Origin of the sequence: Pseudomonas qingdaonensis (genome assembly GCF_018398475.1) — a bacterium.
GTDB lineage: Bacteria > Pseudomonadota > Gammaproteobacteria > Pseudomonadales > Pseudomonadaceae > Aquipseudomonas > Aquipseudomonas palmensis.
Map to the genome: position 1 here is coordinate 5574559 of NZ_CP074676.1, position 13456 is coordinate 5588014.

The window sequence follows — 13456 nt, forward strand, 5'->3', positions numbered from 1 at the left end:
CTTGAAGGAATAGGCTTATCTTACGGCGTATCCGCCACGGGATGTACCACCTGCACAACCGGCGTATATGCTCCAGGCACACTTGCCCTGCCATGGAGCCCGCATGCCCCTCCAGACCCTGTTCGAACAGCAGCGCCGGGCCTTTGCCGGGCTGCCCATGGCGCCGGCGGCGCAGCGCCTGCAGTGGCTTGCCAGCCTGCGCCGGCTGCTGCTGGCGAACCAGTCGGCCCTGGTCGCGGCGATCGACCGCGACTTTGCCGGGCGCAGCGCCGACGAGACCCAGCTGGCCGAACTGATGCCCAGCGTGCAGGGCATTCGCCACGCCGAGCGCCACCTCAAGGGCTGGATGAAGCCGGTGCGGCGCACGGTGGGCCTGGCGTTCCAGCCGGCCAGCGCGCGGGTGCTGTACCAGCCGCTGGGCGTGGTGGGCATCATCGTGCCGTGGAACTACCCGCTGTTTCTGGCCATCGGCCCGCTCACCGCGGCGCTGGCAGCGGGCAACCGGGTGATGCTCAAGCTCAGCGAAGCCACCCCGGCCACCGCGGCACTGCTTCAGCGCCTGCTGGGCGAAGTGTTTCCCGACGACCTGGTCAGCGTGGTGCTGGGCGATGCTGGCGTGGGCGAGGCCTTCTCGCGCCTGCCGTTCGATCACCTGCTGTTCACCGGCGCCACCAGCATCGGCCGCCAGGTGATGGCGGCGGCAGCCACCAACCTGACCTCGGTGACCCTGGAGCTGGGCGGCAAGTCGCCGGCCATCGTGTCGGCCAGTGTACCGCTGGCCCAGGCGGCCGAGCGCATCGCCTTCGGCAAGACCCTCAACGCCGGGCAGACCTGCGTTGCCCCGGACTACGCGCTGGTCCCGCGCGAGCGCCTGGAGGGCTTCGTGCAGGCCTATCGCGAGGCAGTGCTGCGGTTTTATCCACAGGTGCGAAACAACCCGGACTACAGCGCGATCATCAATGTGCGCCACCTGGCGCGCCTGGAAGGCTATTTGCGCGATGCCCGCGACAAGGGCGCCAGCGTGCTCGACCTGTACCCTGGCGAAGCCCGCGAAGGTCGGCGCCTGCCGCCGCAGGTGCTGCTGCAGGTCGATGACAGCATGCAGGTGATGCAGGACGAGATCTTCGGCCCGCTGCTGCCGGTGGTGCCCTATGACAGCCTGGCCGAGGCGCTGGCCTATGTGAACCAGCGCCCGCGCCCGCTGGCGCTGTACTACTTCGGCCACGACCGTGCCGAGCAGCGGCGGGTGCTGGAGCAGACCCATTCCGGCGGCGTGTGCCTGAACGACACCCTGCTGCACGTGGCCCAGGACGACCTGCCGTTTGGCGGGGTCGGGCCGTCGGGGATGGGCAACTACCACGGGCACGAGGGCTTCAAGACCTTCAGTCATGCCCGGGCGGTGTTCGCCAAGTCGCGGGTGAATGCGGCGCGGCTGATCTATCCGCCGTATGGGAAGGCGCTGCAGCGGTGGGTCTATCGTCTGTTCATTCGCTGACGTTGCAGCGACCCCATCGCGGGTCAGGCCCGCTCCCACAAAGAGATGCATAGCCTGTGGGAGCGGGCCTGACCCGCGATGGGGTCGATACTTTCAAGGCACCAGACACTCGGCCTGCAGCGGGTGACAAGCATTATCACGCCTGTCTATAGTGCCTTGAGCCGGCGATGGCGACTTGGCCGACCGCAGCTGCTGCGATACCATCCGACTCCCAAACGCACTCCTGCCAGGACGACGCGATGAACCGAGTGTTGTACCCAGGTACATTCGACCCTATTACCAAAGGCCATGGCGATCTGGTCGAGCGGGCCTCCCGGCTGTTCGACGAGGTGATCATCGCGGTCGCCGCCAGCCCCAAGAAGAACCCGCTGTTCCCCCTGGAACAACGGGTAGAGCTGGCGCGTGAGGTCACCAAGCACCTGCCCAACGTGCAGGTCATCGGCTTCTCCACGCTGCTGGCGCATTTCGCCAAGGAGCAGCAGGCCAATGTGTTCCTGCGCGGCCTGCGCGCGGTTTCGGACTTCGAGTACGAGTTCCAGCTGGCGAACATGAACCGGCAACTGGCGCCCGACGTCGAAAGCCTGTTCCTGACGCCGTCCGAGCGCTATTCGTTCATATCCTCGACCCTGGTGCGCGAAATCGCGGCGCTGGGCGGCGATATCACCAAGTTCGTGCACCCGGTAGTGGCTGACGCCCTCACCGAGCGCTTCAAGAAGTAGCCGCGCCCGCATCGAAAACCGCGCCCGCGTGCACTGCGGGCGTTAATGCGGCACAATTGTGCCCATTGGTTTTCATATGCCCGGGCCTGACGCCCCGGCCGGAGTCCCCATGTCCCTGATCATCACCGACGATTGCATCAATTGCGACGTCTGCGAACCCGAGTGCCCGAACGCCGCCATCTCCCAGGGCGAAGAGATCTACGTGATCGACCCCAACCTGTGCACCCAGTGCGTTGGCCATTACGACGAACCGCAGTGCCAGCAGGTCTGCCCGGTCGACTGCATCCCGCTGGATGAAGCGCACCCGGAAACCGAAGACGAGCTGATGGCCAAGTACCGCAGGATCACCGGCAAGGCCTGATACAGGCCGCTAGGTCTGGCAGCGCGGGCAGAACACGCTGGCGCGCTGGCCCAGGGTCACGTTGCGCAGCACCGTGCCGCACACCTTGCACGGTTCTTCCCCGCGCCCGTACACGAACAGTTCCTGCTGGAAGTAGCCCGGCTGGCCGTCGCCGCCGATGAAGTCGCGCAAGGTGGTGCCGCCACGCTCGATGGCGGCGGCCAGGATGCGCTTGATCTCGATGGCCAGGCGCAGGTAGCGCGCCCGCGAAATGCCCCCGGCCGGGCGCCGCGGGTCGATGCCCGCCGCGAACAGCGCCTCGGTCGCATAGATGTTGCCCACCCCCACCACCACCGCGTTGTCCATGATGAACGGCTTGACCGCCATCGAGCGCCCGCGCGACAGCTGGAACAGCCGCTCGCCATCGAACAGGTCGGTCAGCGGCTCCGGGCCCAGGCGCAGCAGCAGCTCGTGCTGCAACGGGTCGGGGGCCCAGAGCATCGCGCCAAACCGGCGCGGGTCGGTGTAGCGCAGCGCCAGCCCCGACTCCAGCTCGATGTCCACATGCTCGTGCTTGGCCGCCGGCAGGCCGATCTCCACCAGCCGCAGGTTGCCCGACATGCCCAGGTGGCTGATCAGCGTGCCCACCTCGGCGTTGAGCAGCAGGTACTTGGCACGCCGCTCCACCGACACGAAGCGCTGCCCCGACAGGCGTACGTCGAGGTCTTCGGGTATCGGCCAGCGCAGTCGCCGTTCACGCACCACCACACGGCTGACACGCTGCCCTTCAAGGTACGGCGCAATGCCGCGGCGGGTGGTCTCGACTTCAGGTAGCTCGGGCATGGGTCAGTGCGCACCCATTTCGCGGATGGTCTGCTTGAGGTTCTCGAAGTCGTACTCCGACAGGCCCACGTAGTCGAGCACCAGGTGCCCGACGGTGTTCCATTCGTGGTCCACGCTCTGGTTGCCCAGCACCCGGTACGAGCTGCAGATGTGCTCGGCCATCTTCAGAATGGCCAGCAGGTTCTTGAGCTGGGTGTTGCGCGCCGAGTCGTCGCTGAACACCGCCAGGGCATTGTGGTGGTTGGCGATGGCGGCACTCACGTGCTCGGGCAGGCGCCACGACTTGGCCGTGTAGTAGCCGACCACGGCGTGGTTGGTGTTGAACGTGCGGTTCTCGGTGTCGACCACGCGCTTGTCGGGGCCGGCCTCGGCGTAGGCCTGCTCCAGGGTATGCATGTAGTCGGGGAAGCGCTTGTGCATCAGCGGCACGCCGCAATCGTGGAACAGCCCCAGGGCATAGGCTTCGTCCACCGCCTGCGAGCCGATGCGCTTGGCCAGGGTCAGGCAGGTCATGGCCACGTCCTGGGCGGTATCCCAGAAGCGGTTGAGCGTGACGATGGTGTCGTCGCTCATCTCGCCCTTGATCGACTGCGCGTTGATCAGGTTGATGATCGAGCGGCTGCCCAGCAGGTTCACCGCGCGCTGGATCGAGGCGATCTTGTTGGTCAGCCCGTAGTACGGCGAATTGACCAGCTTGAGCAGTGCGCCGGAAAGGCCCGGGTCCTGGGAGATCAGCTTGGCGATGGTCTCCAGGTCCGGGTCGGGCATGTACTGCTCGAACTGCAGGTCGACCATGATCTGCGGCTGGGGCGGTACGCTGATGCCCTGCAGGGCTTGCTGGATCTGTTCGGCGGTAAGTTCCTGGGACATAGATACACACTCGGGGCTGAAGGGCGATTCTAACCCTGCAGGCGGGCCGGGAAACACCCGTTGATGGATTCAGAAGGAACTTTGCCTGCCCCAGGGCTGCCTGCTTACTACAGGTTCAACTCAACAGGAGCACGCAGATGACGACCCAACTGAACGGCAAGCGCGTGGCCATGCTGGTCACCGACGGCTTCGAGCAGGTAGAACTCACCGGGCCCAAGCAGGCCCTCGAGCAAAGCGGCGTGCGCGTCGACATCCTCTCGGCCAAACCGGGCACGGTCAAGGGCTGGAACCACGACAAGCCCGCCGACGACTTCACTGTGGACAACACCTTCGACAAGGCCGACGTCGCGGTCTACGACGCCATCGTGCTGCCCGGCGGCGTGCAGAACTCCGACACCATACGCATCGACCCCGGCGCCCAGAAGCTGGTCAAGGCCCACGACGCCAGCGGCAAGCCCCTGGCGGTGATCTGCCATGGCGCCTGGCTGCTGGTGTCGAGCCAGTTGGTCAAGGGCCGCAAGATGACCAGCTACAAGACCGTGCGCGACGACATCACCAATGCCGGCGGGCAGTGGCAGGATCAGGCCGTGGTCATCGACCGCAACCTGATCAGCAGCCGCCAGCCCGACGATATTCCCGCCTTCAACACCCAGCTGCTGCGCGCTTTGGGCGCCTGATCGGCTATTTGTCGCCGGCCGAGCCGCGTGCCCGGCCGACGCGCTATACTCCCGCTCTTTTTTCCGGAGCGACGTCATGTCCCTGCCCAGCCTTCGCCTCAAAGCCAACGCCGACCGCCGCCTGCGCGCCGGCCATCTGTGGGTGTACAGCAACGAAATCGACGTCGCCGCGACCCCGCTGCATGGCTTCAAGGCCGGCGACCAGGCGGTGCTCGAAGGTGCCGGCGGCAAGCCGCTGGGCATCGTCGCCATGAGCCCCAACAACCTGATCTGCGCGCGCCTGCTGTCGCGCGACGCCAAGCTGGCCCTGGACAAGTCGCTGCTGGTGCACCGCATCAACGTGGCCCTGTCGCTGCGCGAGCGCCTGTTCGACAAGCCGTTCTACCGCCTGGTGTACGGCGACTCGGACCTGCTGCCGGGCCTTGTGGTCGACCGTTTCGGCGACATCCTGGTGGTACAGCTGGCCTCGGCCACCATGGAACAGCACAAGGACGACGTGATCGCCGCCCTGGTGCAGGTGCTCAAACCCACCGGCATCCTGTTCAAGAACGACTCGGCGGCGCGTGATGCCGAAGGCCTGAACCGCTACGTCGAAACCGTGTTCGGCCTGGTGCCGGAGTGGGTGGCGCTGGAAGAGAACGGCGTCAAATTCGAAGCGCCGGTGATGGAAGGCCAGAAGACCGGCTGGTTCTACGACCACCGCATGAACCGCGCACGCCTGGCACCCTACGTCAAAGGGAAGCGCGTGCTCGACCTGTTCAGCTACATCGGTGGCTGGGGCGTGCAGGCCGGTGCGTTCGGCGCCAGCGAAGTGTTCTGTGTGGATGCCTCGGGCTTTGCCCTGGATGGCGTGGAGCGCAATGCGGCGCTCAACGGCATTGCCGAGAAGGTCACCTGCGTGGAAGGCGATGTGTTCGAGGCGCTGCGCGAGCTCAAGGCCGCTGAAGAGCGTTTCGACGTGATCGTGGCCGACCCGCCCGCGTTCATCAAGCGCAAGAAGGACCTGAAGAACGGCGAAGGCGCCTACCGCCGCCTGAACGAGCAGGCCATGCGCCTGCTGAGCAAGGACGGCATTCTGGTCAGCGCCTCGTGCTCGATGCACCTGCCCGAAGACGACCTGCAGAACATCCTGCTGACCAGCGCCCGCCACCTGGACCGCAACATGCAGCTGCTCGAACGCGGCGGCCAGGGCCCGGACCACCCGGTGCACCCGGCGATCCCGGAAACGCGCTACATCAAGAGCATCACCTGCCGGCTGCTGCCCAACAGCTGATCGCGCTGAATGAAAATCCCGGCCAGGTGCCGGGATTTTTTTTGCCTGTAACGGCCTTTCGCCGGCAAGGCCGGCTCCTGCAGGCAGGTGCACTCAATCGCGCTGCGGGTAAGGCATCATTCCCAGTTCTCGCCCGTCGATCACCAGGGTCTTGTAGCGCGGTTTCGCCAGCTTGAGCGTGCCCGCCCGAATCTGCTCGATCAGTGCGCGCCCCGTGCCGATCCCGTCCACCCGCGCATAATCACGCCAGAAGCCCTCGTGACGCGCATATACGAACGCCGACGTCGAGTACTCGTGCTTGGGAACCACCAGCACTTCGTTGACCCCATCGTCATCCAGGTCCACCTGCCAGGCAGCACACCCCGAACTGCCGCATTGGCTCTCGATCAGGGTCAGGTTGAGCATCTGCGCACTGTCCTCCGGCGCAGGCCCGATCCATTCCAGCTTGGGTCCGTACTCACGCGGCGACATGCTCACCGGTTCGGCCTCCAGCAGTCGATCGGCCAGCAGCTCGCGGCTTGACGCATCCAGGATCTGCCCCTCCTTGACCAGGCGCGACAACCGCTCGAACTGCTCGATCCCCGGCTTGCCGAGCCGGTAGCGCAATGCGCGCGCATCGAACGCATCCGCCGAGGTGCGCCCGCTCAACAGCCGCTCCATCTGGTTGGTGGCGCTGTAGGTCAACGGGTTGAGCACCGGCGTGAACACCAGCATCAGCACCACGAAACTCAGCAGCGCGATCAACGGGTTGCTGCGCCGCAAGCTGCCCAGCCACACCGCCTGGCGCGGGCGAATGGCCCACAGCGCGGCCAGGCTGTGCACCAGCGCGATGCCGATCAGCAGCATCGCCAGAAAGCGCTGCGGGGTCAGGCCGTACTGGTCGATGCGCAGCCAGCTCGAGTAGCACGCCAGCGCCATCAGCAGCGGCAGGCACACAAGGCTGGCGTTCACCAGCAGCTTCAGGGGCCTGGCATAACCGGCATCGTGCTCGCCGTCCTGGAACACGCCGTTGAGCAGAAACAGCGTACTGCCCACCAGGCACAGCAGGATGCTGGTGGAGTAACCGGTGTTGAAGATCGGCGCGACCCCGGTCACCGCCAGCGCCAGAGTGAACACCACCGCAATCAGCGAACACAGCGGCAGCAGGTAGCGGCACACAGTGAGCAGCACATTGCGCAGCAGGCCGATGGCCTTGTCGTTCTGGCGCCCCATGCGGATGCCCAGCGAGAAGAAGATCGGCAGGCACACGCAGATGAATTCGAGCGAGGCGAAGATATCGCTGAGCACCGGCGCGCCCAGAATCGTGAACAGCCGCCCGCACAGCCACAGCAGCAACCAGAACGCCAGGGTCACCAGCAGCGCCAGCAGCACGATGAAGGCATTGTTCCAGGCGTGCTGGTACAAGTCCTGATAGCGCAGGCGATTGCCGTCGCGGGTCGGCCAACTGAGGATGAACGCCGCGCCGATATAGGCCAGCACCAGCGAGGCCGGTATCCAGCGCATCCATAGCCAGCCGTCGGCCGATTGCGCATACAGCCAGGCGGACACGCTGGCCATCAGCAACGCCAGGCCGGCCACCAGCAGCCAGGTGCCGCGCTGACGCACCGCGCCGCCCAGCAGTTGCAGATTGATGCCGCCCACCAGGGCCAGCGTGGCGCAGAACACCGCGAGCACAGGGTTGCGGTAATGGATGAAGGTGAGCAGCAGCGCCCCCTGTACCAGGGCGATGGCGAGGTAATACAGCACGGAGCGGTTTAGCACGGGCATTCCAAGTCCTTTTGCGAGGGGTGATGCACAAGGCGCGCAGTCTAGGGCCAGGCGACCCCGCACGGCTAGAGCATGTCGACTTCATTGCAGTGCCGCACAGGCCCCATGCAGCCATGCACATATATCGATAAAAATCCAGGCCAATAATCCATAAGGGCAAATTTTTCATTGATCCAGGCGACATAAGCAGATAAAAATCGACTCAATCAAAATAAAAACAATGCAGGTTCGACCCATGTCCTCTATCGACCGCTCTCATCCTGGCACTTCAGATACCGCTCGACTGCGCCGCGTGCTGGGGCTGCCCGCCCTGGTGTTCTTCGGCCTGGTGTACATGGTGCCGCTGACCATCTTCACCACCTACGGCATCGTCACCGAGCTCACCGGTGGCCGCACCGCAGGCGCCTACCTGGTGACCCTGCTGGCCATGCTGTTCACCGCGACGTCCTACAGCTTCATGGTCAAACGCTTCCCGGTGGCGGGCTCGGCCTACTCCTATACCCACCTGGCGTTCGGCCCCAACATCGGCTTTCTGGCCGGTTGGTCGCTGCTGCTCGACTACCTGTTCATCCCGATGATCAACTACCTGCTGATCGGGCTGTTCCTCAACATCGCCTTCCCGGCCCTGCCGGTTTGGGGCATCATCGTCGCCGCCATCGCCCTGGTGACCGTGCTCAACGTGATCGGCATCCATTCGGTGGCCAAGGCCAGCAACCTGATCGTGGGCGCGCAGATCATCTTCATCGGCGTGTTCGCCGCACTGTCGATCAAGAGCCTGCACGGCGCGCCCATCGACCTGCTGTCGCCCCTGCTCGGTGACGGCACCCGGCCCGGGTTCAGCCACCTGATGACCGGGGCAGCGGTACTGTGCCTGTCCTTCCTGGGCTTCGACGCGGTATCGACCCTTGCCGAGGAAACCCGCGACCCGCAACGCGATGTGCCGCGCGCCATCCTGCTCACCACCCTGGGCGCCGGGCTGCTGTTCACCGTGCTGGCCTACGTCAGCCAGCTGGTACTGCCGGGCAGCCACTTCGCCAACGTCGATGCGGCAGCCAATGAAGTGATGTTCAAGGCCGGCGGGCAGTTCCTCGCCAACTTCTTCACCGCGGCCTTCGTGGCCGGCAGCCTGGGTTCGGCACTGGCCTCGCAGGCTGCGGTGTCGCGCATCCTGTACACCATGGGCCGCGACCAGGTGCTGCCACGGCGCTGGTTCGGGCGCCTTTCGCCACGCTTCGGCACCCCGGTGTTCGCCACCCTGGTGGTATCGGTGTTCTCCCTGCTGGCACTGGTGATCGACCTGACCACCCTGGCCTCGCTGATCAGCTTTGGCGCGCTGGTGGCGTTCTCGGCGGTGAACCTGGCGGTGGTGCGCACGCACCTGGTCGATCAAGCCTGCCACCGCAACCTCTCGGGGCTGCTGCGTTACGGCGTGGTGCCGCTGGTGGGCATGAGCCTCACGCTGTGGCTGTGGACCAGCCTGTCGGCACTGACCCTGACCATCGGCATGACCTGGTTCACCCTCGGCCTGGTGTACCTGGGCGTGCTGACCGGCGGCTTTCGCAAGCGCGTGAAGCTGGTGCACTTCTCCGAGGCCGGCTGAACGCCATGGCGGTTGGGCGGCCCGCGCGCAGCGAAAACGCCCAACCGCCCAATGCGCCATTCCTTCCCGCCGCCAGCGGTGTAGAATCGGCCTATTCATCGCCAGTCATCCCCGGCGGGTTTATGAGCTCTGGTCGAGCCCTCGGCGATCCCGTGGTGTTTTCGGCCTCATCCGTACCAGCGGCCACCTGCCTTCGGTGCAAAGGACAAGAGAAGCTCACTCCCCTTTTTGTTACCTGATTAGCCGCCAGGAGTGCTTCATGCCTGATTACCGCTCGAAAACGTCCACCCACGGTCGCAACATGGCCGGCGCACGCGCCCTGTGGCGCGCCACCGGCATGAAAGATGCCGACTTCAAGAAGCCGATCATTGCCATCGCCAACTCCTTCACCCAGTTCGTCCCGGGCCACGTGCACCTGAAGGACCTGGGCCAGCTGGTGGCCCGCGAGATCGAGCGCGCCGGTGGCGTGGCCAAGGAATTCAACACCATCGCCGTGGATGACGGCATCGCCATGGGCCACGACGGCATGCTGTACTCGCTGCCCAGTCGCGAGATCATCGCCGACTCGGTCGAGTACATGGTCAACGCCCACTGCGCCGACGCCATCGTGTGCATCTCCAACTGCGACAAGATCACCCCCGGCATGCTGATGGCCGCCCTGCGCCTGAACATCCCGGTGATCTTCGTGTCCGGCGGCCCGATGGAAGCCGGCAAGACCAAGCTGGCCAGCCACGGCCTGGACCTGGTCGACGCCATGGTGATTGCCGCCGACAGCTCGGCCAGTGACGAAAAGGTCGCCGAATACGAGCGCAGCGCCTGCCCTACCTGCGGTTCGTGCTCCGGCATGTTCACCGCCAACTCCATGAACTGCCTGACCGAAGCCCTGGGCCTGGCCCTGCCGGGCAACGGTTCGACCCTGGCCACCCACAGCGACCGCGAAGAGCTGTTCCTCAAGGCCGGCCGCACCATCGTCGAACTGTGCCAGCGCTACTACGGCGAGAACGACGAGTCGGTACTGCCGCGCAACATCGCCAACTTCAAGGCGTTCGAGAACGCCATGATGCTCGACATCGCCATGGGCGGCTCGACCAATACCATCCTGCACCTGCTGGCCGCCGCCCAGGAAGCCGAGATCGACTTCGACCTGCGCGACATCGACCGGTTGTCGCGCAGCGTGCCGCAGCTGTGCAAGGTGGCGCCGAACATCCAGAAGTACCACATGGAAGACGTGCACCGCGCCGGCGGCATCTTCAGCATCCTCGGTTCGCTGGCCCGTGGCGGCCTGCTGCACACCGACCTGCCGACCGTGCACAGCCGCAGCATGGAAGAAGCCATCGCCAAGTGGGACATCACCCAGACCGACGACGAAGCGGTGCACCACTTCTTCAAGGCCGGCCCGGCCGGCATCCCGACCCAGACCGCGTTCAGCCAGTCGACCCGTTGGGAAACCCTGGATGACGACCGCGAGAACGGCTGCATCCGCAGCTTCGAGCACGCCTACTCCAAGGAAGGCGGCCTGGCCGTGCTGTACGGCAACATCGCGCTGGATGGCTGCGTGGTGAAGACCGCAGGCGTCGACGAGTCGATCCATGTGTTCGAAGGCAACGCCAAGATCTTCGAAAGCCAGGACAGCGCGGTACGCGGCATTCTGGCCGACGAAGTGCAGGCCGGCGACATCGTGATCATCCGCTACGAGGGGCCGAAAGGCGGCCCGGGCATGCAGGAGATGCTGTACCCGACCTCTTACCTGAAGTCCAAGGGCCTGGGCAAAGCCTGTGCGCTGCTGACCGACGGGCGCTTCTCGGGCGGCACCTCGGGCCTGTCCATCGGCCATGCTTCGCCGGAAGCGGCAGCAGGGGGCGCGATTGGCCTGGTGCGCGACGGCGACAAGGTGCTGATCGACATTCCCAACCGTTCGATCAACCTGCTGGTCAGCGATGAAGAGCTGGCGGCGCGGCGTGTCGAGCAGGACAAGAAGGGCTGGAAGCCGGTCGAGCAGCGTCCGCGCAAGGTGACCACCGCACTCAAGGCCTACGCCCTGCTCGCCACCAGCGCCGACAAAGGCGCTGTGCGCAACAAGGCGATGCTGGACGGTCTGTAAGGTCTGGCAAAATAAAGAACCGGCGCCCAGGCGCCGGTTTTTTTTGCCTGCGGTGCGGTGTTCGCCGGCAACGCCGGCTCCTACAGACGCCGTGGCCCCCGTAGGAGCCGGCGTTGCCGGCGAAGAGGCCGGTACAGAGGGCGGCAACATCTGCCCCTTACACCCCAGCCCCGCATCTGTTTTCGTCCGTCTTTGCTTGCCGAGGAATATGGTTATTCCAAAACCATCTATCTAAATTCCATTTAGATCTAATTTCGTTGTTTTTCAGGCTGTTAGCATTTCTGTTCGCAATCGCGCACAGACGCGACGCCCCGCCCTTTGTCTGGAGCTTCAATGAACCTGCCGCTGTTTCTCAACCTGCTGGTGTTCGCAGCCTTGCTGCTGGGCCTGGCGCAAACCAGCAAGACCTCCTGGAGCCTGGCCAAGAAAGTGCTGGTCGGCCTGATCGTCGGCGTGCTGTTCGGCAGTGCCCTGCATGCCATCTACGGTGCCGGCAGCCCGGTCCTGAAAAGCACCATCAGTTGGCTCGACCTGGTCGGCAACGGCTATGTGGGCCTGCTGCAGATGATCGTCATGCCGCTGATCTTCGTCTCGATCCTCAGCGCCGTGGCACGCCTGCACAACGCCTCGTCGCTGGGCAAGATCAGTTTCCTGACCATCGGCACCCTGCTGTTCACCACGGCCATCGCCGCGTTGATCGGCATCGGCCTGACCAACCTGTTCGGCCTCAGCGCCGAAGGCCTGGTGGCCGGCGTGCAGGAAACCGCGCGCATGCAGACCATCCAGAGTGACTACGCGGGCAAGGTTGCCGACCTCAACATCCCGCAACTGCTGCTGTCGTTCATCCCCACCAACCCGGTGGGCGACCTGGCCCGGGCCAAGCCGACCTCGATCATCAGCGTGGTGATCTTCGCCGCGTTCCTCGGTGTGGCCGCCTTGCAACTGCTCAAGGACGACGCCGACAAGGGCAACCGTGCGCTGGTGGCCATCGACACCCTGCAGGCCTGGGTGATGCGCCTGGTACGCCTGGTGATGAAGCTCACCCCGTATGGCGTGCTGGCGCTGATGACCAAGGTGGTGGCCAGCTCGAACCTGGACGACATTCTCAAGCTGGGCAGTTTCGTGGTGGTGTCGTACATCGGCCTGGGCCTGATGTTCTTGGTGCACGGTGTGCTGCTGGGCCTGGGCGGGGTCAACCCGCTGCGGTTTTTCCGCAAGGTATGGCCGGTGCTGACCTTTGCCTTCACCAGCCGCTCCAGTGCGGCGAGCATTCCGCTGAGCATCGAGGCGCAGACCCGTCGCCTGGGCATCCCTCAGGCGATTGCCAGCTTTGCCGCCTCGTTCGGCGCGACCATCGGCCAGAACGGTTGCGCAGGCCTGTACCCGGCGATGCTGGCGGTGATGGTGGCCCCGGCGGTGGGCATCGACCCGCTCGACCCGCTGTGGATCGCCACGCTGGTGGCCATCGTGACCCTGAGTTCGGCCGGGGTGGCCGGGGTGGGTGGCGGTGCGACCTTCGCCGCGCTGATCGTGCTGCCGGCGATGGGCCTGCCGGTGGAGCTGGTGGCGCTCTTGATCTCGGTCGAGCCGCTGATCGACATGGGCCGCACGGCACTGAACGTGAGTGGTGCGATGGTGGCCGGTACCCTGACCAGCCAGGCCATGGGGCAGACCGACAAGGTGCTGCTGGAGGCCGATGAGCATGCGCAGTTGACGCATAGCTGAAGACCCCTTCGCCAGCAAGGCCGGCTCCTACAGCAATCGTGTAGGA

The 13456-nt window shown here is 65.2% G+C and carries 11 protein-coding genes; 8 read left to right on the top strand and 3 right to left on the bottom strand.

Going from position 1 to position 13456, the window contains the following annotated elements; genetic code table 11:
- Nucleotides 1-67 precede the first annotated feature (67 nt).
- The 3 genes from KH389_RS25520 (at nt 68) to KH389_RS25530 (ending at nt 2575) form a co-directional block, all read left to right on the top strand.
- On the top strand, nt 68-1495 hold the full coding sequence (locus tag KH389_RS25520) for a coniferyl aldehyde dehydrogenase (protein ID WP_420831946.1): 1428 nt from the start codon (nt 68-70) through the stop codon (nt 1493-1495).
- 239 nt (nt 1496-1734) lie between these two features.
- On the top strand, nt 1735-2214 hold the full coding sequence (gene coaD / locus KH389_RS25525; protein WP_043859996.1) for a pantetheine-phosphate adenylyltransferase: 480 nt from the start codon (nt 1735-1737) through the stop codon (nt 2212-2214).
- Between the two features lie 109 nt (nt 2215-2323).
- The gene (locus KH389_RS25530; protein WP_011531711.1) at nt 2324-2575 is read left to right on the top strand and encodes a YfhL family 4Fe-4S dicluster ferredoxin; all 252 of its coding nucleotides are present in this window, start codon (nt 2324-2326) and stop codon (nt 2573-2575) included.
- 9 nt (nt 2576-2584) lie between these two features.
- Here KH389_RS25530 and mutM read toward each other — a convergent pair whose 3' ends face one another.
- Together mutM and KH389_RS25540 are read right to left on the bottom strand one after the other, a co-directional pair.
- Nucleotides 2585-3397 (bottom strand): bifunctional DNA-formamidopyrimidine glycosylase/DNA-(apurinic or apyrimidinic site) lyase, encoded by an 813-nt coding sequence (gene mutM, locus KH389_RS25535; RefSeq protein ID WP_058541780.1) that lies wholly within the window; start codon nt 3395-3397, stop codon nt 2585-2587.
- A gap of 3 nt (nt 3398-3400) precedes the next feature.
- The gene (locus KH389_RS25540; protein ID WP_043859998.1) at nt 3401-4267 is read right to left on the bottom strand and encodes an HDOD domain-containing protein; all 867 of its coding nucleotides are present in this window, start codon (nt 4265-4267) and stop codon (nt 3401-3403) included.
- Nucleotides 4268-4404: 137 nt separating this feature from the next.
- On the opposite strand from KH389_RS25540, the gene KH389_RS25545 reads away from it, so the two are divergent.
- Together KH389_RS25545 and KH389_RS25550 are read left to right on the top strand one after the other, a co-directional pair.
- A complete protein-coding gene (locus tag KH389_RS25545; RefSeq protein ID WP_043859999.1) occupies nt 4405-4944 on the top strand; it encodes a type 1 glutamine amidotransferase domain-containing protein in 540 nt (179 codons plus the stop codon).
- Nucleotides 4945-5020: 76 nt separating this feature from the next.
- The gene (locus KH389_RS25550) at nt 5021-6217 is read left to right on the top strand and encodes a class I SAM-dependent rRNA methyltransferase (RefSeq protein ID WP_043860000.1); all 1197 of its coding nucleotides are present in this window, start codon (nt 5021-5023) and stop codon (nt 6215-6217) included.
- A 93-nt stretch (nt 6218-6310) separates the two neighbouring features.
- Here the strand turns inward: KH389_RS25550 and KH389_RS25555 are convergent, their stop codons facing one another.
- Nucleotides 6311-7984 carry a DUF4153 domain-containing protein gene (locus KH389_RS25555; RefSeq protein ID WP_213606476.1) on the bottom strand — a complete coding sequence of 558 codons (1674 nt, stop codon included), beginning with the start codon at nt 7982-7984 and terminating at the stop codon, nt 6311-6313.
- Nucleotides 7985-8219: 235 nt separating this feature from the next.
- Between KH389_RS25555 and KH389_RS25560 the strand changes: the two genes are divergently transcribed.
- The 3 genes from KH389_RS25560 to KH389_RS25570 all read left to right on the top strand — a co-directional run bounded on the left by KH389_RS25560 (nt 8220) and on the right by KH389_RS25570 (nt 13410).
- A complete protein-coding gene (locus KH389_RS25560; protein WP_213606477.1) occupies nt 8220-9584 on the top strand; it encodes an APC family permease in 1365 nt (454 codons plus the stop codon).
- A gap of 259 nt (nt 9585-9843) precedes the next feature.
- On the top strand, nt 9844-11685 hold the full coding sequence (ilvD, locus tag KH389_RS25565) for a dihydroxy-acid dehydratase (protein WP_043860003.1): 1842 nt from the start codon (nt 9844-9846) through the stop codon (nt 11683-11685).
- A 333-nt stretch (nt 11686-12018) separates the two neighbouring features.
- On the top strand, nt 12019-13410 hold the full coding sequence (locus tag KH389_RS25570; protein ID WP_043860004.1) for an L-cystine transporter: 1392 nt from the start codon (nt 12019-12021) through the stop codon (nt 13408-13410).
- The last annotated feature ends 46 nt before the right edge of the window (nt 13411-13456 follow it).